The sequence below is a fragment of the Nitrosopumilus sp. b3 genome (genome assembly GCF_014078525.1).
Taxonomy (GTDB): Archaea; Thermoproteota; Nitrososphaeria; order Nitrososphaerales; family Nitrosopumilaceae; genus Nitrosopumilus.
On the sequence record NZ_MU078694.1, the window covers coordinates 73,487 to 94,505 of the forward strand.

Consider the following 21,019-nt stretch of genomic DNA (forward strand, 5'->3'; position numbering starts at 1 on the left):
ACTTTACTACTCATGGAAGTAAATTACATTATCAGATGTCTAATAATTTTTGTTCTAACTGTTCCATTTTTTCATCACCACATTGTTCTGCACTCTCGATGGCACAAAATTCCCTTACTTCAACAAATGCATCAAGACATGATTGTAGTTCATCAGGATTGAGATTATCTTCACTACATGCAATCATCATTGCTTCATAATTTATTCCAAATTGTTCTAACCTCCATTTTTGAGTATCAATACTTTCCAAGATATCGAAATCACCTATGCTAGTTCCAAAATAAACAATCCCTGCAAGTAGAGGTAGAATCAGAAGAAATTTTAATTTAGATTTCATTATCATTGACATAGTATGATGACTAACTACTGCATAGATACTAGTAATGAATCTGGTTTGTAAAACTCTCCATGCTTTAATGCTAGTTTGTTTAATTCGTCGACAATATTTTTGATGCCGATATCTTTTGCAGTTTCAAACAATGGCTTTTTCAATCCCAATCCCAGCTGAGCTGCCTTTTCAATTTCCTCAATATCGCTTGCACCATTTGATACCAGCCATGCTGCATTGTTTAGTATGTTTGCAACAAGTTGAATTGGATTGTATTTTTTTGCTAGTTCTTCAGATAGTTCCACTCTTTCATATTTGTCATCTGAATATTTGTAAAACCCTTCACCTGATTTCTGTCCTAGTTTTTTCTCATCAAACATTTTTTCTACAAGTGGGTGTGGTTTGATTACTTTTTTGTCTCGTAGATGCATCTCAACTGTTGCTTTGTGGATTACATCCATTCCAGTAAAGTCTGCCAACTCAAATATGCCCATTGGGAATCCTAGCTTGAACTTTACAGCTGAATCTATTTCTTCAAGCGTTGCTCCAGTTCTATCCTTGACAAAACAAGCTTCGTGAACCATTGGGATGAATAATCTGTTTATAATAAATCCTGGAACATCTTTTCTGCATAGTACTGACACTTTGTTTACAGACTTTACATAGTCTTGAGTTAAATCAGTAATTTCTTGAGATGTTTTTTCTCCTGGAATCACCTCAACTAATTTCATAAGCTGAGGTGGATTAAAAAAATGAATTCCTATGAATTTTTCTGGACGTGATGTGGTGTTTGCAATTTCAGTAATTGGTAATGTACTGGTATTTGATGCAAAGATTACTTCGGGTGCTGCAACTTCGTCCAATTCTGCATAAACTGTTTTCTTTAAATCCATAATTTCTGGTACTACTTCAATTACCAACTCTGCATCTTTGACTGCCTCTGCTAAATCTACTACTGGTTTTATCCTTGCAAAAATCGAATCACTCTCTTCTTTTGAAATCTTTTCTTTTGATACTAGTTTGTCTAAACTCCATTTAATTTTCTCCATTGCTTTATCCAAAAACTCTTGTTTGATATCTCTCAAAACAACATTGTATCCCGCAGTTGCTGAGACCTGTGCTATTCCATGTCCCATAACTCCGGAACCCAAAACTGTGATATTTTTAATTGCCACTGGTTCTAAAAAATGGAGTATCCTTTATAATGTATTTGACGACTAATTCCACTTTAAAATATTGATTATGTGCATCTAAAGCTGATCTTCACTACAACTCAAGTCTGCATGAATTGAATCTGGCATATTCTGAAAAGTTAGAATAAACTCGAATAATAGACATACAATTTAAAAGAAATTTTTCTTTCCTTCGTACAATGACTAAATCAAGAACATCTCTTATGCTAATTGCATTATCTGCTACATTTGTAGTATCCCTGTCCTTTGGTTTATTTCAAGAAAGTGAAGCTGCTAAAGGTCATGGGGTTGGATTGCCAGAAATTGGCTCAAACAAAGTTTGTGGTGACAGACTGTGCTCTGAGCCTGCAACAAGTTCTTACAAGGAAACTTCAGTTCAAACTTCATCAGATAATTCTTTACAAACCAGTGAATGTGAAAACAATGAAGGTAAAACACGTACCTATTACATTGCTGCAGATGAAGTAGAATGGGATTATGCTCCTTTGGGAATTAATCAGATGAAAGGACAAGAGTTTAATGAAGATGAAAATGTATTTGTAGAAAATTCTTCAGATAGAATTGGTAGTACATACATCAAGGCATTATATCGTGAATACACTGATGATACATTTTCAAAACTTAAACCACGTTCTTCTGAATGGCAACATCTTGGAACATTAGGTCCGATGATTCATGCTGAAGTATGTGATACCATCAAAGTTGTATTCAAAAACAATTCTGAAGAACTAGACTATTCTGTTCATCCACACGGAGTCTTTTATGATAAAGATTCAGAAGGTGCTGAATACAATGATGGAACTTCTATTGGTAACAAATCTGATGGTATTGTTTCTCCAGGCCAAACTCATACTTATGAGTGGGAAGTACCTGAACGTGCAGGTCCTGGACCAAATGATCCAAGTTCAATAATTTGGATGTATCATTCACATGTTGATTCTCCAATGGATACCAATTCAGGACTTGTTGGTCCAATGGTTGTAACATCTAAAGGTATGGCTGATTCAGATGGTAGACCCATGGATGTGGACCGAGAAATGGTAAGTCTCTTTACAGTTTCTGATGAAAATTCTAGCAATTATCTATGTGATAATTTAGAAAGATTCACCGAAGAAACTTGTGATAATGAAGAGTTAGTTGGAGATGATGATTTTGCTGAAAGTAATCTCATGCATGGAATTAATGGATATGTCTATGGTAATCTTCCAGGACAAACACTTCAAAAAGGTGAACATGTACGTTGGTACCTAATTGGTATGGGAACTGAAGTAGATTTACACACACCACATTGGCATGGAAACACTGTCTTGTGGAATGGAATGAGAGTTGATGTTATGGAGTTAATGCCAGCAAGTCTAAAGACTGTTGATTTTATTCCAGACAATGTGGGAACATGGATGTTCCATTGTCACGTCAATGATCATATTTCTGCAGGAATGATGTCACTTTTCAAAGTGATCTAATCCTTTTTTATTTTTCATATGCTAATTTATCCCCCATTTTATGCATAATTGTATCACGTTAAGTTATTCTTTCACAAAATCCTGAAGGCTGGAAATTTCGTATCGTTTTTAATGGATTTAAAATATCACAAATTATGGGCTTGTTCAAACGCAAGAAAGAGGATGAAAATCAAACAAAATGTGATGTATGTGGGACTGATCTGCATGATCCTGAACGTCTAAAAAGACATATGAAAAAAGCACATGGCAACGTACCTGCAAAGAAACTAGATCCAAATTCTGGTGATGGTGGACTCTGGTAGAATGGAATTAAATTCTAGCCAAAAAACTAGTTTGGTCTTTATTGGTGCATTTTTGACTGCAGGGATTGTTTTATCCACTATGGTCTTTCCTTTTTGGAATCTAATCCGTGAAGATGTTTTTGAAGATGTAGTAATTTTGTCTAATAATGATGGTATTTGCTATGTTGAAACTTTGAATAGTATCCCCAAAACCATTGAAGATTGTACTGCAAATCCTGGAGATACAGTTTCCATCAAATTTGGTGTTGGTCTTGCTTGGGCTACAATAGTTACACCGTAATCGATGATTTAATATTTTGAAAAATTCTTTGGATAATGATGGATTGTATTTTCTGTAAAATTGTTTCAGGGGAAATTCCTGCAAAACTTCTCCAAGAAACTGATAATTCAATATCCTTTTTGGATGCATTTCCAGTTGCAAAGGGACATGTACTTGTTATTCCAAAGAACCATCACCAAAAGATTCAGGATTTGAGTGAAAAAGAAAATACTGATTTATTTTTGCTTGTGCATACGATGATATCCAAGGTTGATTCTATTACTGGCTCCACTTTGCTTGCAGTGCATAATGGTAAAGATGCAGGACAAGAAATCCCACATGTACATGTACATCTAGTTCCACGAAGTAGAGATGATTCGGCAGGTGCAATACATTCTATGTTTGATGGAACTGTAAAACTGTCTGATTCTGAAATTGATGAACTGTATGATAAATTGAAAATCTAATAAGGGAATAGTTTTTCTTTAGTATCTGAATTCTCTACGATGATTGCTTTTGTTGGACACGTTTCAGCAGCATTCATTATTTTATTTACTCCGGCACCTTTCTGATTGATTACAGATGATTTTGGATTTGATTTACTTTTCTTGTTAATTTCAAAAACATCTGGTGCAATAATCTCACAACTGCAGCATCCGATACAACGACTTTCATCTACATCGACAAATAGGTTTGGCTGTTTTTTTGGTTCTTTGGCTTTTTCATACTCTCCATTTCTTCCGTCAGGACGAACTCGTGCATTGTAATCTTCCCAGAACTTTCTTTCATACTCTTTCCAGAAATCCGGATCCCCTTCTTCAAATTCACGAGTATACTTTCCCCAATCTTGCTCTGGTATACTACCATCATCTGGTGCTCCCCACTGGGGTTTTTTCTTGTATCTTTGTTGGGGGTTGGGTTTAGTTTCTGTTTTTTGATTTGGCGAATATCTGGAATTATTAGGATTTTTCTTTAAAAAATTATAGGCCTCTGTGACTTTTTTAAACTCTGAATCTGATTGTATCTCTTTATTTTTATCTGGATGCAACTCTAGTGCCAGCTTTCTATATGCTGCTTTGATCTCATCTTGTGATGAATCTTGATTCACATTCAAAACTTTGATTGCCTGATATGCGTTCACTGAAAATAGAGATTTGTCATATGATAAAAATAATTGCCATGGTTTGTATTTAATCTAGAAAGACTTCGTCTTCTGCTTTCCATGCAGGCTCTACAATACACAAAAATCTCAAATCCTCGGATCCTGCATTCTTTATGAATTGTTTGGAATTTGGAGCGATATATACTGAATCATCTTTTTGAAGATTAAGTTCCTCTTCATCTACAGTAAGAATTGCATTGCCTTCTAAAATATAGTAAATTTCTGATGATTTTAGTTTGTGAAGTCTAGATCGTTTTCCTGACTCTAAAGTAAATTGTGCTATACTATAGTTAATTCCGTTTAGTGTATTATGTGGATGAAAATATTGTTTTATCTTTGTTCCTTCATTTCCTTGGATTGACTGAATCTCTGAATTTTTTTGAACTGACATTTCATCTAAATGATCTTTGTAACACTAGATTTGAAATCAGACTCATACCATGTAGTCTTGTACGGCTTGTTCTTTTTTGATAAAATGTTTATTGCAATATGAGAGAATGGTTTTTTCTTGTCAATTGAGCCATGAGTATGGAGTACTTTGGCTGGAATGTGCACAATATCTCCCTCGTTTAGAGTAATTCTTTCAGTTCGTTTGATTTTGAAATTACTTTTTGATGTGCCATATTTTTTGAAAATCTCAAGACTCCCCTTCCCCTTTACTGCAATTAAGACTTGATTTCCATCATGCTGATGAATTTTTGTTCTAGAACCTTTCTCAAAATGAACATGGTAGATGTCTTGATCTTTTGATTTTATCTTTTCAGATAATATCTTCATCCATGTTTTACCTGTAAACCAGTCTGGGTTTACCTTACGTTGATCCCCTGTACCAGTAATGTTTGTTTTTTTCATGTTATATTCTACTCAAAATCTTTGTTTTCTTTTCTCTGAATTCTTTTTCAGTAAGAATGCCTGCCTTTCGCAACTCTGCTAGTTTTTCAAGCATGTTCAAATCTTCTCTGGAATTTGCACCTAATTTCTTTGCAGATGATAATCCCTCGTTAATTTTTTCTAAACTCTTTTTTTGTAATAACTCGCTTTCTTTTTTTGCTTTAGTGGTGAATTCCTTGCTTGCCTTTGAAGCTTGTTTTGCAGTTAACTCTCCTAACTCTACTGCCTCATCTAGAGCTTCATCTGCTTTTTTGATTCCTTCCTGGATTGCCTCATCAGCTTTTTTAAGGAATTTATCGATATACCCACCTTTTTTTGATTTTGGTTTAGTTTTCTTTGTTGCTGCCATGATGATTAAGTAATTCCAAATCTATTATTTCTTTCCTAGTAGAATTGGTTTAATAGCCTGATTTTACAAGATATAGTGATTTTGGAAAACAATGACTATGGTGTAAAGACCATTGTAATTAGAAAAAACCTTGATGACGAAGAGGCTCTAAAAATTGTAGAGCAAAAAAAGACAGACCCTTTCAAGTCATTACTGTCAAGACCCAAAAAAGAGGACATTCATCTTGACTCTCTAAAATTATACTATGAGGCATCATTGATTGTATCTGGAAAATATGCTGCAAATTATTTTAGAAAAGCATCTCATACAATTGATGTAGATTCAAATGTGCATGGCGTTGTTATGGGCGATGCAGTATTTCCTGTTCGCTCAAAATCTGGTTTGGAGAAAGCATTTGTTGGAAAAAAAGGAAAGAACAAAGTAGACTTGAGTTTAGAGGAGCATGTTTTTGTTGAAGAAGAAGATGAACTGACCTTTGATCATTATGGGCTAGAGGTGGAACTCCCATTCAAAATTGATTCAAAAACAATAGAGAACTATCCTAAAAAAATTCTAGAAGATAACACATTCACTATAAAAAAACCTGAATTCACATATGATTCTGCAATTGAGAAACTTCAAATTCATTTGAAAAAACCAATGGACCCTGATGTGCGAGATCTTTCTGATGAGTTTGTTTTACATGATATTACCGAAGTATACATTCCAATTTTTGAAGCAAGACTCTCTGATCCTAAAAAAAGAGTCGAGATTATTAGAATTGATGCTGTAAGAAAGAAAGTTTTGTGATCTTAAATTTTAACTAATTTTCTGAATTGTTCATTACTGTGTAGTTTCTCAAAGATGGGCTCTTCTTTTGCCCATGAACGAATTACTTTGGGATTTTTTGCAACAGCTTGTTTTAGAAGTTCTAGTGATTCAGGATATTTCTCTAATGCTGCATTGCTTCTTGATTTTGCATAAATAACATTTACATTATCTTTGAATTTTTTTAGAATATCGTCAAATACATCTAATGCTTTTTCATGTTGTCCTAGTTCTGCTAATTGAACTCCTTTTTGAAAAAATGCATCTTGGTTGTTTGGATATTTTTTACAGATATTCTGAAAGCAGTTTAATGCCTCTTCATGTCTTTTCATCTTGCCTAGAACAATTCCCTTGTAGACCATTGCATTTGGCTTTCTTGGCTCAATTAGAATAGCTTTTTCTAAAGCATCTAATGCCTCTTCATGCTCTTTTAGTTTGTCTAGTAGCACTCCTTTGTTAAAAAAAGATGCAGCATATTTTGGGTCAGCATCAATTGCCTTATCATAGCATTCAGCAGCTCCTTGTATGTTGCCTAATTCAGCTGATGCAATTCCCTTGTTGTTGTAAGCTTGGGCGTCTTTGGGGTTGATTGCAAGCAATTTATCAAAACATGTTATTGCATCACTGTATTTTTTTACCTGGTTGAGTGCCAATCCTTTGTTAAATAATGCTGATGTGTTTTTTGGTTCTTGTTTTAGGACTTTGTTTAATAGTGAGATTGCACCCTTTGGTTGATTCTTCTCCATTAGTGACATTGCGTTGTATAGCAAATCTTCTACGTTTTCTTTTCCTCCAAATAAGCCCATGATTTCTACAAAATGATATTGCTAATTACTTTTGTCACTAGACATTAATTTGATGTATGATGAAGATATGCTTAATTTGAATTAGAAAATAATTGAATTGTGTCTGATATTGAATTATCATACGTGGCAGACAAGGTCCATGTGCATAGGTGGCCAAAAGACTCCCCTGATTGGGATGAAAACACAATTGAAGAGTTGGATAAAAATATCAACAAAAATTCTCAAAGAAAGCAGATCACAGTTGGAGAATCTACTGTAAAAATCCAGCATGTCAAATTCTACTCTTTGAAAAAAGTTGGAGTTACTGTACCTCTATTCAAAGACGAATGTACTATGATCTTTGAAGCCAAATTTGGGGAATTATTTGCGCATGTCCACATTACCATAAAGAATGAAAACTATCTTGAGATTTTTAATCAGTTAATTGATTGGAGAAAGAAATTCTTTCCAGATTACAAATAATCATTTGTAGCTTCAATCATCTTCTTGATGTCTGCCTTTGTATGGGCATATGATATTGCGCCTAGCTTTCCAGGTAAAAAGAAGATTCCATCATGGGCTAGCATCTTAAAGTGATAAGCGTGCAATGATCTAGTATCGCATTTTGAGGCTTGAGTAGCATTAGTGATTTCTGTAATTCCGTTTTTCACAAAATGTGTCATAAACAAAGAGCCCTTACCAGATACTATTACTTTGCCATCAAACACTTTGGTTAGTTCCTTTCTTACATAATCTCCTAACTCATTAATTGTAGAATGAATTGACTTGTTGTTTTTCAAAACAGAAAGTGTTGCAAATCCTGATGCCATTGATGTTGGATTTGCAGAAAACGTTCCGCCACCAACGTAGCTGCGTTCAGATTTTTTCTTTCCAGTGGTATCTGCATACTCCATGATTTCCTTTTTCCCACACATCACACCAATTGCCATGCCGCCGCCAACAATCTTTCCTAGTGTAACAATGTCAGGATCAAGTTTCATTGTAGGATACAGACATCCAAAGCGAAATCTAAAACCTGTAACTATCTCATCTAAAATAAACAATGAATTGTTTTTCTTGCAAAACTCTTGAATCCCTTTTAGATAATCTGCATCAGCAGGAATGCATCCTCCCCCACCTAACACCGGCTCTATAATTACACCTGCCAAATCTTTTGCATGTTTTTTCAAAACAGAAAGTGAGTTTTCCAAATCATTGTAAGGAATTGAAACAATCTTCTCTTCATTAACAACTCCTGAACTTTCAGACTCTGTAAACGGCCAGTTAACTGACTTTAGCAAGTCAGAAGTGTATCCATGCCATCCACCATCAATCTTTGCAATAATTTTTTTCCCAGTAACAGAGCGTGCAAGTCTTACTGCATACATTGTAGCTTCAGTCCCTGATGTGACATAGCGAATCTTTTCAGCTACTGGAACATTTTTGGAAATTAATTCTGATAGTAATATTGTCTGCTCATTTACTGTCCCATACATCCAGCTTTTCTCAATCTGTTTTTTTATAGAGTCTTTGACATTTTTTTGTCCGTGTCCCAAAATCAGACTCCAGTGACCCATCCAGTAATCAGTATATTTGTTGGAATCAGCATCGACAAGATTCTTCCCTGCAGATGATTTTACGACAAATGGATATGGCTCATAATATCTTATGTTATGACTTACACCATTCACGTGAAGCTTTGCTGACTTTGCAAATAATTTTGCAGACTGTGGAGTCTTTTTCTTGTACTCTTTTGTATAATCCAAAACCAAATTCACGTAATCTATCTGTCATTTTAACCCTCAAAATGACCATAAATGGTTCAATTTTACGACTAGGATGTGTTTAAGGGGGGGGGGTAAAAATTAAAAGTTGTAATTTTTACAAAAAATAGCCCCGATCAGGCACAAATTCACGTATGGTTTATATGGATTCTCCATACTTCACCTTCTGCATACGTAACGCAATAGGCGGCGCTTGTGATGAAGTTTGGCAATATGCCATTTTGTGATTCATGGGCCTCCAGTTACGCATACAAGAATGAGGATTTGATTGAAAGATCAATATCTGAGATGTGAAGATTATGTGCATCCGTCAATTCCAATTAAAGTACAAATGTACTTCAATAATCAAAATACAAAATATTCAGAATCCGGTTGATCCTGCCGGACCTGACTGCTATCGGATTGATACTAAGCCATGCGAGTCATTGTAGCAATACAAGGCAGACGGCTCAGTAACGCGTAGTCAACCTACCCTATGGACGGGAATAACCTCGGGAAACTGAGAATAATGCCCGATAGAACATTATGCCTGGAATGGTTTATGTTCCAAATGATTTATCGCCGTAGGATGGGACTGCGGCCTATCAGTTTGTTGGTGAGGTAATGGCCCACCAAGACTATTACAGGTACGGGCTCTGAGAGGAGTGGCCCGGAGATGGGTACTGAGACACGGACCCAGGCCCTATGGGGCGCAGCAGGCGAGAAAACTTTGCAATGTGCGAAAGCACGACAAGGTTAATCCGAGTGGTTTCTGCTAAAGGAACCTTTTGACAGTCCTAGAAACACTGTTGAATAAGGGGTGGGCAAGTTCTGGTGTCAGCCGCCGCGGTAAAACCAGCACCTCAAGTGGTCAGGATGATTATTGGGCCTAAAGCATCCGTAGCCGGCTCTGTAAGTTTTCGGTTAAATCTATACGCTCAACGTATAGGCTGCCGGGAATACTGCAGAGCTAGGGAGTGGGAGAGGTAGACGGTACTCGGTAGGAAGGGGTAAAATCCTTTGATCTATTGATGACCACCTGTGGCGAAGGCGGTCTACCAGAACACGTCCGACGGTGAGGGATGAAAGCTGGGGGAGCAAACCGGATTAGATACCCGGGTAGTCCCAGCTGTAAACTATGCAAACTCAGTGATGCATTGGCTTGTGGCCAATGCAGTGCTGCAGGGAAGCCGTTAAGTTTGCCGCCTGGGAAGTACGTACGCAAGTATGAAACTTAAAGGAATTGGCGGGGGAGCACCACAAGGGGTGAAGCCTGCGGTTCAATTGGAGTCAACGCCAGAAATCTTACCCGGAGAGACAGCAGAATGAAGGTCAAGCTGAAGACTTTACCAGACAAGCTGAGAGGTGGTGCATGGCCGTCGCCAGCTCGTGCCGTGAGATGTCCTGTTAAGTCAGGTAACGAGCGAGATCCCTGCCTCTAGTTGCCACCATTACTCTCAGGAGTAGTGGGGCGAATTAGCGGGACCGCCGCAGTTAATGCGGAGGAAGGAAGGGGCCACGGCAGGTCAGTATGCCCCGAAACTCTGGGGCCACACGCGGGCTGCAATGGTAATGACAATGGGTTCCAAATCCGAAAGGAGGAGGTAATCCCCAAACATTACCACAGTTATGACTGAGGGCTGCAACTCGCCCTCACGAATATGGAATCCCTAGTAACTGCGTGTCATTATCGCGCGGTGAATACGTCCCTGCTCCTTGCACACACCGCCCGTCGTTTCATTGAAGTGAGCTTTTAGCGAGGTGACGTCTGATTGGCGTTATCGAACTTGAGGTTCGTGACAAGGGAAAAGTCGTAACAAGGTGACCGTAGGGGAACCTGCGGTCGGATCACCTCCTTAGACATGGAAAGTGTACGGATGCACTAATCTTCACATCAAATCATCGATGCAATGCATCACGAAAGTGGTGTATGAAGGATGTAGCAGGTCTCTGCCAGGAGGCATGCAATGATCGTCGTGCATAGTCGTGTAATATGTGGCTGAATTTGCCGGTGTAAAGACGGTAATAGGTGGATTGCTAGGCTTGAGGAGAGATGAAGGACGTGGCAAGCTGCGATAAGCTCGGGGTAGGCGCACGCATCCTATGATCCCGAGATGTCCGAATGAGAATCTTACACATTTGTGTATTCCAGTACACTAGTATTGGAAGTCGAACCGTGGGAATTGAAGCATCTTAGTACCACGTGGAAAAGAAATCAATTGAGATTTCCCAAGTAGAGGCGATCGAAAAGGAAAGAGCCCAAACTGAATCCTTCGGGAGATGTGGTGTTTTGGTATGATAATATGGAAACTTGGAACACAGCTGAAATGATCTGAAAAGTTCTGGCATAGAGGGTGATACCCCCTTAGGCGAAGTGGGAAGAGTCCTATTCATACCCGAGTAGTTGTCCTTGGTAGTGGGCAATGAATATGGGTGAAAGTAGCATCCGAGGCTAAATATCTCTCAAGACCGATAGTGGACTAGTACCGTGAGGGAAAGCTGAAAAGTACCCCGGAAGGGGGGCGAAAAGTGCATGAAACCTATTACTTACAGACGTGCGTGGCATGGAAGGTGATTTTTTCAGATTAGAGATTCTAGCAATAGAGTTGAAGATTTGATGTTCAAATCATCAGTGTTACGCGTTCCGTCTCGAAACACGGGCCAAGGAGCTAACCGTTATGGCAAGCTTAAACCTGTAAAGGTGGAGGCGAAGGGAAACCGAGTTCTCGCAGCATTGTGAGGAGAAGCGTGTGAAAGTGCGTTGAGTCATAGCGGCTAGGCTAGAAGCCAGTCGATCTATTCCTGAGCTAGATGAAGGCGGGCGAAAGCCCGCTGGAGGTCTTAAGACGTTCTGACGTGCAAATCGTTGTTGTGACTTGGGAATAGGGGTCAAAAACCAATCTAGACTGGCGCTCGCTAGTTCCAACCGAAGCGTCTCGCAGGGCGTGCTTTGTGGAGATAGTGTTTCCGGTAGAGCACTGATAGAGAGGCGCGGGGGAGAAATCCCTCACCTCTCATTCAAACTCCGAACGGATATACATCGTAGAAGCAAGGACACGGGTTCATGTGGCGTAAGGCTCATGACCGAAAGGGGTTTAACCCAGACTGAAGTTAAGGTCCCCAAATCTTTGCTAAGTGTCAAGCTAAAGAGCGTATTCTCGCCAAGACAGCAGGGAGGTAAGCTCAGAAGCAGCTATCCTTTAAAAAGTGTGTAACAACTTACCTGCCGAGGGGGGATGCCTCAAAAACGGACGGGGCTAAAGCAAAGTACCGATACTTTAGATAATCATCAGTGGATGATTCGTGGTAGGTTGGCGTAGTGATTGGGTCGAAGCAGGGCGGTAACGTCCTGTGGACCGGTTTCTATTGCAGATCTTGGCGGCAGTAACAGCATAGTATAGTGAGAATCTATACCACCGCAAGCGTAAGGGTTTCCAGGCAATGCGTTATCAGCCTGGAGGTAGTCGATCCTAAGGTTTGCCTCAAAAGAGTAAATCGAATGGGAAACTAGTTAATATTCTAGTACCTTACATGGAGCGTTTGAGCTATATGGTTCGCTTTCGGATAGGGATTGTACAATCATCGTTGTATCTAACTATTCAAGGATTGGGGAGTGTCGTAATGACGAGAACCAGTCCGAGGTAGGAATGGCTTCGCGTTAGCGAAGTTTTCTCGAATCCAGGAGACCATGAAAGACTGTGTAGTTAGCAAAATGTAAGTTCGTACCCAGAACCGACACAGGTGCGCTGGCTTAGAAAGCTAAGGTGCTACGGGTATACCGTATGGCGAGGGAATTCGGCAAATTAGTCCTGTAGCTTAGGTATAAGGGATGCCTGCGGTCTTCATGAGGAATGGGGATCGCAGGTTGCAATGACAAGGGGGTTTCGACTGTTTAATAAAAACACAGGCGACTGCTAGTCCGAAAGGATTTGTATAGTCGCTGAATCCTGGCCGGTGCCGGTACCTAAAACTTGGGTTCAACCGAGCTAAGGGCCGGTTAACGCCGGGAGTAACTCTGACTCTCTTAAGGTAGCCAAATGCCTTGTCGGGTAAGTTCCGACGCGCATGAATGGAACAACGAGAGCCCCACTGTCCCCGCCTACAACCCGGTGAAGCCACATAAGGTGGACGAACAGTCCATCAACTTCCATCGGGGAGAGAAGACCCCGTGGAGTTTTACTGCAGCTTGTGCTTGTGGTATAGTAAGAATTGCACAGGGTATCTGGGAGCCATGCTTAACATTCCCCGGGATGTTAAGAAGCAACGATGTAACACCAGACTCTTTTTGCAGTACCACTTATCCAGTGAAGACCGGAGACACGTGCAGGTGGGCAGTTCGGCTGGGGCGGCACCCCTTTGAAAAGATATCAAAGGGGCCCAAAGTTGAGTTCAAACGGGGCAGAAATCCGTTGAAGAGGGCAAAGCCAAAAACTCGACTGAATGGATTTCCAAACGCACGGAATTCATAGACGAAAGTCTGGCTTAGCGATCCTTCGTGTGCCCACTATTGGGGCCCGGAGGTGACAGAAAAATTACCCCAGGGATAACAGGCTCGTCGCGGGCGAGAGCTCCTATCGACCCCGCGGTTTGGTACCTCGATGTCGGCTTTTCCTATCCTGGTCCTGCAGCAGGGGCCAAGGGTGAGGCTGCTCGCCTATTAAAAGGGAACATGAGCTGGGTTTAGACCGTCGTGAGACAGGTCGGTCTCTGCCTGATGGAAGCGCGAATAACTGAGGGGAAGTTGCTCTCAGTACGAGAGGAACAGAGCAGCGTGGCCACTGGTTTACCGGTTGTCTGATAAGGCAGGCCGGGCAGCTAAGCCATTTAGGCTAAGTGCTGAAAGCATCTAAGCACGAATCCTATCCCGAGACAAGTTATTCTTTCGTAAGATGAAGGTCGGCAGCAGAATACTGCGTTGATAGGAAGGTGGTGTAGATCACAAGCTTCGGCGAGTGGTGAGCCAGCCTTTACTAATAGACCAACACATCGGTTCAGCCACTTACATAGAGACTATGCGCGATGAATCATTTTCATTCATCAAGTGGAAAAATATACACGACTTGTACGATGATTATATTTTTAATCACTCTAGCTAATGCTATGCATTTTTTTGTGATTTAAAATCTCTTAGTGAATACTATACACGACAAAAAAATCCTGGCAATATTTTATCTACTTATTTGATGAAATAAAGAACTTCAATTTTTGTGATGATTGTCAATAAAGCATTGCTTGCAAATTTTACTTCCCACTCTTGTCTTTAAGAATGAAATTTGATCAGAGTTTAATCGTCCATGTTGAATTAGGTTAATCAATTCTTCAGTTTCAATAATTTCAAATATCTTTTTACAGTTACATTGGGTGCATTCACAATTAATTTTTCTACCCATTAGTTTGCACTGTTAAATTATCTTAAAAATAATCTTTGTATCTTCAACAAATGATCTAGACGTGATTGTTTCTTTCTTTTTCAACTTGCTTCTCTATTACTTTGATACAAACATGACAGATAACTGATTTATCTAATAAATTACATATGATCTCGTTATTTTGAAAATCTGAATTGTAAGTTGCACCTATGACAATCTTGTTAGTCCAAACTTCATAATCTTCTTTCTTTTTCCCACAAACAAAACAATTCACAATTTTTCTATATTTTAAACAACTTAAGGATTTTACTAAAGTTTAGGTAGATTTCCTGATTTGTCTAAATTTGATTTACAAACTTTACAATAGAGTCTTACTTCTGTTGATAGAAATTCCGTTCCACAATTTTTACAAGTATAAAACTTCTTTTCACTCATAACTTTCTTGAAATAAGTATGAACTTAAGCTTATGGTTGGAGTTTGAATAAGAGATCTAATTTCATCAAAAAATACAAAATTTACATGACCAAATGAATCATTTTCAGAATGGGGTGTAATGAACTGTTTTTTGAATAAATGATAAAACATGGCATGCATATTAGCCCGTCAACATCTTAATTTCCCTCAAATGACCTTTGGAATGTGATTCATACCTGAAAGATACGATTGTTTACTGTGTTATCGAAAATTACACACTAGCGCTTGTATTATATCAAATGATAAAATTAAATCATTATGGGGCTTATCTCATCACTCAAAAGTCTGAATTTGAATTTATCCGATTTGGAAGAAATACTTACCGAACACTCTATTGCTACAGTAACTGATGCTCAGGGGACTATTGTATATGCAAATAAAAAATTCTGTGATCTCTCAAAATATCCTGAAGAAGAATTATTGGGACAAAATCATAGGATTCTAAAATCTGATGAACATGATCCAGAATTTTATATTGATCTGTGGAAAACAATATCTTCAGATAAAATCTGGGTTGGTGAAATAAAAAATCGTGCAAAAGATGGAACATTTTATTGGGTTAAAACTACAATCATTCCAGTTAAAGATTCTGAAAAAAGCATAAAATATTATGTTGTGATTAGAACCGATATTACAAAAGAAAAACAGATGTATGAAAAACTTTTACAAGTTGAAGAACAACTTATCCAACAAAATTTATCACTAGCAGCTAAAGTTGCACTGAAGAGTTCTGATATTGTAAAGAATGAACGACTTGCAACAATTGGAACTATGGCTAGCAGAATAGCTCATGATTTGAAAAACCCTTTGACTATACTGCATACTTATGCTGACATGCTAACTCCTGAAATTCTTTCAAAATTAGATTCAAAAGATAAAGAAAAATGGATTCGACTTCAAAACTCTATTTTTGATATGCATCGAATTATTGATGATGTGTTGGATTTTGCAAGGACTAGTGAAATCAATAAGAAAAAAGCATCATTTTTGAGCATATTGAGACTATCTTTGAATAATGTTCGTTCTTCTTACGGAATTGTGATAAAACAGCCTCAGAACGATGTAGTTTTGAATTGTGATCGTAGAAAAATTGAAGGAGTGATGTCAAATCTGATTAGCAACGCTGTTCATGCTTTGGATGGACAAGGAGAGATCGAAATCACCCTTTCCTCTGATTCAAAAAATGTAATAATACAAGTAAAAGATTCTGGCCCTGGAATTCCTGATGAAAACTTGGAGAAAATCTTTGAGCCAATGTTTACCACTAAAAATACTGGAACTGGTCTGGGATTAGTAATTTGTAAAAGCATTATTGAGCAACACGGGGGAAGCATATCTGTAAATAACAATCCTACAACTTTTACCATCAAACTACCTGCTTGATTTCCTACTGGTTTACTCTTCTAATTCTATGTCGTTTTGAAGTTCATTAGGTAATCCAATCCACCATTCTTTTTGATTCTCAGACATCATGCAAAATTGATCTAAACTTGCTAATAGATCTGTTGGTTAATTCTTCAAAGTAACTATTCAAGAAAATCTGACAAAATTTAGTCTTTCAAGTATTTCATATTTGAAACATTATCTGCATCTTTAGTTTTTACAATCACTGTGTCGCTTAGCTTATTGAAAATCCTTTGGCGTTTTTCGTTTGTTAATAACCATCCCAAAATCACATCAATTGGTAAAAGAAATGCCTTCCCAAAACTGCTAATCATGATTCCTTTCAAACTTGGTTTTTTTCCGTTAACGTGTACTATTTTCAAATTCATGATCTTCTTTCCAACTGTTTGACCTGTTTTGTATTCTAACACAGTCCAATAAATGAAAAATAAAACACTAGTTGGAATGTACTGTATATTCTCCATCCAGAATGAATTATTTTCAAATTCATAATCTAATGAACCAAATGATGCAAAAATTATTGCAGTTGATATCATTGAAATTATGATAAAATCAATAAGCCATGCAAAGAATCTATCTGTCCACTTTGCTAAAATTATCTTAGATGGGATGTCTGAATTTGTAGGTTCCATGAGATGTCTTTTAATTTCAAATTAATAAAATGTGTTAATCTTTAGCTAATAGTTATTCAAACACAGATAATTTATTTGCTAATTCTGATGTATTAGTATGAAAGCAAAATTTGCAACATCTTGTATTTCCTGTGGGGATGAAATCCAACCTGGAAAAGAGATCTCAAAAAATAAAGATGAGAATTGGGTCCATAAGCATTGTGCTGAGGATTCAGAAGGACTGCCCTAGAAATTAATATCCCTCATTTTTAAATAAATTTGAAATTATTTTTGGTATCGATTAACCCTCTCCAATTATTACTGTGGACATTTCGTAGAAATGAAAAAGATGTTGTGAATCTTTACAGCACATTATCACCTGTTATGCAGATTTCAACAGGTGGGTCCATGCTAAATTTTGGCTATTGGTCATCAAAACACACTGATCCTATTTCAGCTCAAAATAATTTGTGCATGATATTTGCAGATCTAGCAGAATTATCTTCTGCAAAACGTGTGGTTGATGTTGGAAGTGGATTGTCTGCCCCTTCAAAACTGTGGCGAGATAATTTCCCAAATATTGATTTGTATGATGTAAATATTAATTTCAAACAACTCGGTTTTTCTGGAATTCAAAAAAATATTGAATTTTTAAACGCAACTTCTATCAAACTGCCAATAGCAAATGAAAGTGTGGATCGTGTATTGGCATTAGAGTCTGCCCAACATTTCAAACCATTAAATGATTTTATTTTGGAATCAAAAAGAATATTGATAAAATCTGGATTACTAGTAATTGCAATTCCGATAACCACAGAAAAATCCTCTTTTGGAAAGTTGGGTGTTTTAAAATTTACTTGGTCATCTGAACACTATACGCTGGATTACTTGAAACATCTACTAAATGCTGCAGGTTTTACAATCTCTGAAGAAGAATTTATTGGGTCAAATGTTTATCCGCCACTTACAGATTATTACGTTAAAAATAGAGAATATCTAAAAAAATTAATTTTAACAAAATATTCTCCATATGTCGAAAAAATTCTTTTCAAATCTCTTTTGAAAATGAAAAAAACATCTGAAGAAAAAATTATTGACTATGTCTTATTGAAATGCAGACTTTAGTTACACTTTGATTATATTTCTGGAAATCAAATTTTCCATTGCACGTAAATATTCTGATTCTGAAATTCTTTCATTTAACAACCACATTGTTGTTATTTTCCACCATTCTGGAATTACTATGTCGTGTTTTTTCATATCATATTTTGTATCAAAAAAATTGGTATCTGTAATTTTTGTTTTCTCTCCTACTGATAATACCTTTGTCTCATGATGCTCATATTGGAATACTAGTCCAGTTTTTTTATCAATGATTTTAGTATTTTGACCTGTGATATCTGTTGCAAACCAAGATTGTTTATAATCATCATCAAAAGTAAATGTTGTCTCACTTACAATTTTTATTTTTTCTGAGATACCCTCTCCTAAACTTTTTGGAACGGGTATTAAAAATTCATAATATTCGCAACAATCTTTTGATTTTACAAGTCCGCTCTTATCTAAAATTATCTCCTCCTCTATTTTCCCCTCTTTGGAGATTTTTTCTTGCTTCAAAACAATCTCATCATCATCAAAAGATTCTACCGTATGCTTTATTGTTGAAATATTGCCAAATTTATCAAAATGAGAATACTTGATGTATTCCCCTTCTTTGAAGCATATTTTGTTTTCTTCGCAATTCTTTTCAATAAAATTCAATTTTAAAATTCCTGATTCTAGCATTGTTCTAACGACATAAGCAAACCCTGCATCTTGATTTTCATCATTTATCCATAATTTTGCTTCTCTTTTTGCCCATTCGGGAATAATGTCTGGAATTACAATGTGCCTTTCCTTTATGTAGCTAGAATCCCCCAAGTATTTCTCTATCTCATTAATTAACACAATATCTCTTGCTTCGTGGGTGCTATTCCAAGCAACATGATTATACAAAATTGCACATGCCCTTAAATTTGGAAATTGTGGGTGCTGCAACGTTAAATCGTATATTCCAAGTAATTGGAATTCTTCATAAAAAAACTCACAAAATTTTAGGATATCTTCTGTGGTACTAATTTCAAAATCTGGGCTATGTGCAAAAGCGCTTTGAGCATTAAAACTAGCTATTATGGCAATTACAAAAATCCCAAAAACCACCGTTTTCAATAATGAATCATATCTTGTTTTTGCTTATTAATTCCATGTAAAAAATTCTTAAACATGAAGACCAATTTGGAATTTCAACATAACTTTGATCTTGAAATTGACTAGGTTTTTATTTTTGATATATTAACTTCATGTATGTCTGATAATGCTTTGAAATTATATGGTGAAAAGTGCAATGAACTACTCCGTGAAGAAGAAATACGTTTTGCAGGAATTGTTGATAAAGATGGTCAGCTAATAGCTGGTGGTTTCAAGGAGGGTCTTGTACCTCATGAAGGAGATGAAACTAGATTACAGTCTTTTCTTGAATTTGTGTCTAAAGCGTCTATAAGAAAAGAATATGATGAGAGTTTGGGACCAATTAATTACCTTGCAGCAAGACGAGACAAGGCAGTTTTGGTAAGTTTTCCATTCCCTATCACACAAATCCTATTGTTGATATCTGCAGAGCCTACTGCAAATATTGAAACTTTGGCAAAAAAAGTTGTAGAAATATTCACGGATGTGACTTAACTTTCACAGAACTTTTTGTAGAATTGTTTAATTATATCTGATCAAATTAGCATTCAAACATGAATTATTTTTTCATACTTTTTTTGATGTTACTTTTTATTCCTTTTAACTTAAATTCATCTTTTGCTGAAGTAACTGACTTTACAACCGATAAATCACTATATCATCTTGGAGACTCCATCAAAATTACTGGTAGTGTTGCATATGATTCTGCAATTCCATCAATAATCATTCAAATCATTACCCCTAGTGGTAGTGGCTTGGCCCATATTGATAGTGCAATTCCCAAAAATGATGGTACTTTTTCTAAAACTCTTCATGCTGGAGGCCCAACTTGGAATGAAGATGGAAAATACACTATCAAAATCTCTTATGTTGGAAACCTTGAAAAATCAATTGATTATAAAGAAATAAACCCTAATTCAGAATCCGAGAACTCTGAATCTGGTAATCCACAACCTTCACCTGCATTACCAGAAAAAACTAAAACAGAAACACCGCAATTAATTATTGAGACTGAATCTGAAATATCTTTCACAGAAAATCCTAAAATGAGAATTTTTGGATTCCCTTCATTTGAAAAATCCCCCCAATACTACATCGACAGATATTACACAGAGCCACAATACCAATCATGGTTTGATTCACAATTTCCATTATATTCTATTGAAGATGTTGTAGGATATCCTACTACTCAAATTAACAACTTCCCTTCATTTGAAAAATCCCCCCAATACTACATCGACAGATATTACACAGAGCCACAATACCAATCATGGTTTGATTCACAATTCCCGGGTAAAACAATTTATGATGTCTTGGGATTTTCTACAGACATTCCTGAGTGGATAAAAACATATGCAAAAAATTGGGCAACAGGTGATATTTCTGATTCTGAATTTATGTCTGGATTGGATTTTATGATACAAAACAAAATTATTGTTATTCCTAACGTTGATTCTATTGATTCAAGCATAGATGATGTCCCATCTTGGTTTCGGAATACTTCCCACTGGTGGTCTAATGATTTAATCTCTCAACAAGAATTCATCAATTCTATAAAATTTCTTATTGAAAAAGATATAATTTTAATTGAATAATTCAGAATGGTTTTAATTCTATACTGGATAAATAATT

Annotated in this window: 23 protein-coding genes and 2 rRNA genes; 13 read left to right on the forward strand and 12 right to left on the reverse strand. The window is 36.9% G+C overall.

Annotated features, from left to right (window positions below; all coding sequences use genetic code 11):
* Positions 1–31: 31 nt before the first annotated feature.
* Entirely contained in the window at positions 32–337 is a 306-nt protein-coding gene (locus C6990_RS02295; RefSeq protein WP_255465125.1) for a hypothetical protein, read from the reverse strand.
* A gap of 26 nt (positions 338–363) precedes the next feature.
* A complete protein-coding gene (locus C6990_RS02300) occupies positions 364–1,503 on the reverse strand; it encodes a 3-hydroxyacyl-CoA dehydrogenase (protein WP_182128142.1) in 1,140 nt (379 codons plus the stop codon).
* A 197-nt stretch (positions 1,504–1,700) separates the two neighbouring features.
* Between C6990_RS02300 and C6990_RS02305 the strand changes: the two genes are divergently transcribed.
* The 4 genes from C6990_RS02305 (at position 1,701) to C6990_RS02320 (ending at position 4,012) form a co-directional block, all read left to right on the forward strand.
* On the forward strand, positions 1,701–2,984 hold the full coding sequence (locus tag C6990_RS02305) for a multicopper oxidase domain-containing protein (RefSeq protein ID WP_220463368.1): 1,284 nt from the start codon (positions 1,701–1,703) through the stop codon (positions 2,982–2,984).
* Between the two features lie 134 nt (positions 2,985–3,118).
* A complete protein-coding gene (locus C6990_RS02310; protein ID WP_182128143.1) occupies positions 3,119–3,286 on the forward strand; it encodes a hypothetical protein in 168 nt (55 codons plus the stop codon).
* Between the two features lies 1 nt (position 3,287).
* Positions 3,288–3,566 (forward strand): hypothetical protein, encoded by a 279-nt coding sequence (locus tag C6990_RS02315; protein WP_182128144.1) that lies wholly within the window; start codon positions 3,288–3,290, stop codon positions 3,564–3,566.
* 38 nt (positions 3,567–3,604) lie between these two features.
* Positions 3,605–4,012: an HIT family protein gene (locus C6990_RS02320; RefSeq protein ID WP_182129045.1), complete on the forward strand. Its 408-nt coding sequence runs from the start codon at positions 3,605–3,607 to the stop codon at positions 4,010–4,012.
* On the opposite strand, the gene C6990_RS02325 is transcribed toward C6990_RS02320, so the two are convergent.
* The 4 genes from C6990_RS02325 to C6990_RS02340 are packed head-to-tail and all read right to left on the reverse strand — an operon-like array spanning position 4,009 to position 5,947.
* Positions 4,009–4,686 (reverse strand): DnaJ domain-containing protein, encoded by a 678-nt coding sequence (locus tag C6990_RS02325; RefSeq protein WP_182128145.1) that lies wholly within the window; start codon positions 4,684–4,686, stop codon positions 4,009–4,011. The two genes, C6990_RS02320 and C6990_RS02325, sit on opposite strands and share 4 nt — an antisense overlap.
* 49 nt (positions 4,687–4,735) lie before the next feature.
* Complete coding sequence (locus C6990_RS02330) at positions 4,736–5,098, reverse strand: cupin domain-containing protein (protein ID WP_182128146.1); 363 nt, start codon at positions 5,096–5,098, stop codon at positions 4,736–4,738.
* Positions 5,099–5,103: 5 nt separating this feature from the next.
* A complete protein-coding gene (locus C6990_RS02335) occupies positions 5,104–5,559 on the reverse strand; it encodes a cupin domain-containing protein (RefSeq protein WP_182128147.1) in 456 nt (151 codons plus the stop codon).
* A 1-nt stretch (position 5,560) separates the two neighbouring features.
* Entirely contained in the window at positions 5,561–5,947 is a 387-nt protein-coding gene (locus C6990_RS02340; RefSeq protein WP_182128148.1) for an SHOCT domain-containing protein, read from the reverse strand.
* A gap of 75 nt (positions 5,948–6,022) precedes the next feature.
* Here C6990_RS02340 and C6990_RS02345 point away from each other — a divergent pair, with 75 nt between their 5' ends.
* Positions 6,023–6,736 carry a hypothetical protein gene (locus C6990_RS02345; RefSeq protein WP_182128149.1) on the forward strand — a complete coding sequence of 238 codons (714 nt, stop codon included), beginning with the start codon at positions 6,023–6,025 and terminating at the stop codon, positions 6,734–6,736.
* 2 nt (positions 6,737–6,738) lie between these two features.
* Here C6990_RS02345 and C6990_RS02350 read toward each other — a convergent pair whose 3' ends face one another.
* Positions 6,739–7,560: a tetratricopeptide repeat protein gene (locus C6990_RS02350; RefSeq protein WP_182128150.1), complete on the reverse strand. Its 822-nt coding sequence runs from the start codon at positions 7,558–7,560 to the stop codon at positions 6,739–6,741.
* 99 nt (positions 7,561–7,659) lie between these two features.
* On the opposite strand from C6990_RS02350, the gene C6990_RS02355 reads away from it, so the two are divergent.
* Positions 7,660–8,022, forward strand: coding sequence for a hypothetical protein (locus C6990_RS02355; protein WP_182128151.1), 363 nt, complete (start codon positions 7,660–7,662; stop codon positions 8,020–8,022).
* On the opposite strand, the gene C6990_RS02360 is transcribed toward C6990_RS02355, so the two are convergent.
* Entirely contained in the window at positions 8,013–9,311 is a 1,299-nt protein-coding gene (locus C6990_RS02360) for an aspartate aminotransferase family protein (protein ID WP_182129047.1), read from the reverse strand. The genes C6990_RS02355 and C6990_RS02360 overlap by 10 nt on opposite strands.
* A gap of 377 nt (positions 9,312–9,688) precedes the next feature.
* On the opposite strand from C6990_RS02360, the gene C6990_RS02365 reads away from it, so the two are divergent.
* Positions 9,689–11,159 (forward strand): 16S ribosomal RNA (locus C6990_RS02365).
* A 147-nt stretch (positions 11,160–11,306) separates the two neighbouring features.
* Positions 11,307–14,296 (forward strand): 23S ribosomal RNA (locus tag C6990_RS02370).
* Together the 16S and 23S rRNA genes form the textbook arrangement of a ribosomal RNA operon.
* A gap of 451 nt (positions 14,297–14,747) precedes the next feature.
* Here the strand turns inward: C6990_RS02370 and C6990_RS02375 are convergent.
* Positions 14,748–14,945, reverse strand: coding sequence for a hypothetical protein (locus C6990_RS02375; RefSeq protein WP_182128152.1), 198 nt, complete (start codon positions 14,943–14,945; stop codon positions 14,748–14,750).
* 35 nt (positions 14,946–14,980) lie between these two features.
* Positions 14,981–15,106 carry a hypothetical protein gene (locus C6990_RS10940; RefSeq protein WP_255465126.1) on the reverse strand — a complete coding sequence of 42 codons (126 nt, stop codon included), beginning with the start codon at positions 15,104–15,106 and terminating at the stop codon, positions 14,981–14,983.
* A 346-nt stretch (positions 15,107–15,452) separates the two neighbouring features.
* Here C6990_RS10940 and C6990_RS02380 point away from each other — a divergent pair, with 346 nt between their 5' ends.
* Positions 15,453–16,529, forward strand: a complete 1,077-nt coding sequence (locus C6990_RS02380; protein ID WP_182128153.1) for a two-component system sensor histidine kinase NtrB — start codon at positions 15,453–15,455, stop codon at positions 16,527–16,529.
* 167 nt (positions 16,530–16,696) lie between these two features.
* Here C6990_RS02380 and C6990_RS02385 read toward each other — a convergent pair whose 3' ends face one another.
* Positions 16,697–17,182, reverse strand: a complete 486-nt coding sequence (locus C6990_RS02385) for an RDD family protein (protein WP_182128154.1) — start codon at positions 17,180–17,182, stop codon at positions 16,697–16,699.
* A 97-nt stretch (positions 17,183–17,279) separates the two neighbouring features.
* Here C6990_RS02385 and C6990_RS10945 point away from each other — a divergent pair, with 97 nt between their 5' ends.
* Together C6990_RS10945 and C6990_RS02390 are read left to right on the forward strand one after the other, a co-directional pair.
* Entirely contained in the window at positions 17,280–17,411 is a 132-nt protein-coding gene (locus tag C6990_RS10945; RefSeq protein WP_255465127.1) for a hypothetical protein, read from the forward strand.
* A gap of 41 nt (positions 17,412–17,452) precedes the next feature.
* Positions 17,453–18,286: a class I SAM-dependent methyltransferase gene (locus C6990_RS02390; protein ID WP_182128155.1), complete on the forward strand. Its 834-nt coding sequence runs from the start codon at positions 17,453–17,455 to the stop codon at positions 18,284–18,286.
* Here the strand turns inward: C6990_RS02390 and C6990_RS02395 are convergent, their stop codons facing one another.
* Positions 18,287–19,360 (reverse strand): hypothetical protein, encoded by a 1,074-nt coding sequence (locus C6990_RS02395; protein WP_255465228.1) that lies wholly within the window; start codon positions 19,358–19,360, stop codon positions 18,287–18,289.
* 144 nt (positions 19,361–19,504) lie between these two features.
* Between C6990_RS02395 and C6990_RS02400 the strand changes: the two genes are divergently transcribed.
* Both C6990_RS02400 and C6990_RS02405 read left to right on the forward strand, forming a co-directional pair.
* Entirely contained in the window at positions 19,505–19,882 is a 378-nt protein-coding gene (locus C6990_RS02400; RefSeq protein WP_182128156.1) for a DUF6659 family protein, read from the forward strand.
* Positions 19,883–19,968: 86 nt separating this feature from the next.
* Positions 19,969–20,982, forward strand: coding sequence for a hypothetical protein (locus tag C6990_RS02405; RefSeq protein ID WP_255465229.1), 1,014 nt, complete (start codon positions 19,969–19,971; stop codon positions 20,980–20,982).
* Positions 20,983–21,019 lie beyond the last annotated feature (37 nt).

What these genes read in the sequence shown, in the direction of transcription:
- C6990_RS02385 (WP_182128154.1), bottom strand. Translation starts at nt 17,182, where the DNA reads ATGGAACCTACAAATTCAGACATCCCATCTAAGATAATTTTAGCAAAG.
- C6990_RS02330 (WP_182128146.1), bottom strand. Translation starts at nt 5,098, where the DNA reads ATGTCAGTTCAAAAAAATTCAGAGATTCAGTCAATCCAAGGAAATGAA.
- C6990_RS02350 (WP_182128150.1), bottom strand. Translation starts at nt 7,560, where the DNA reads ATGGGCTTATTTGGAGGAAAAGAAAACGTAGAAGATTTGCTATACAAC.
- C6990_RS02310 (WP_182128143.1), top strand. Translation starts at nt 3,119, where the DNA reads ATGGGCTTGTTCAAACGCAAGAAAGAGGATGAAAATCAAACAAAATGT.
- C6990_RS02405 (WP_255465229.1), top strand. Translation starts at nt 19,969, where the DNA reads ATGTTACTTTTTATTCCTTTTAACTTAAATTCATCTTTTGCTGAAGTA.
- C6990_RS02340 (WP_182128148.1), bottom strand. Translation starts at nt 5,947, where the DNA reads ATGGCAGCAACAAAGAAAACTAAACCAAAATCAAAAAAAGGTGGGTAT.
- C6990_RS02335 (WP_182128147.1), bottom strand. Translation starts at nt 5,559, where the DNA reads ATGAAAAAAACAAACATTACTGGTACAGGGGATCAACGTAAGGTAAAC.
- C6990_RS02315 (WP_182128144.1), top strand. Translation starts at nt 3,288, where the DNA reads ATGGAATTAAATTCTAGCCAAAAAACTAGTTTGGTCTTTATTGGTGCA.
- C6990_RS02295 (WP_255465125.1), bottom strand. Translation starts at nt 337, where the DNA reads ATGAAATCTAAATTAAAATTTCTTCTGATTCTACCTCTACTTGCAGGG.
- C6990_RS10945 (WP_255465127.1), top strand. Translation starts at nt 17,280, where the DNA reads ATGAAAGCAAAATTTGCAACATCTTGTATTTCCTGTGGGGATGAAATC.
- C6990_RS02305 (WP_220463368.1), top strand. Translation starts at nt 1,701, where the DNA reads ATGACTAAATCAAGAACATCTCTTATGCTAATTGCATTATCTGCTACA.
- C6990_RS02320 (WP_182129045.1), top strand. Translation starts at nt 3,605, where the DNA reads ATGGATTGTATTTTCTGTAAAATTGTTTCAGGGGAAATTCCTGCAAAA.
- C6990_RS10940 (WP_255465126.1), bottom strand. Translation starts at nt 15,106, where the DNA reads ATGAGTGAAAAGAAGTTTTATACTTGTAAAAATTGTGGAACGGAATTT.
- C6990_RS02400 (WP_182128156.1), top strand. Translation starts at nt 19,505, where the DNA reads ATGTCTGATAATGCTTTGAAATTATATGGTGAAAAGTGCAATGAACTA.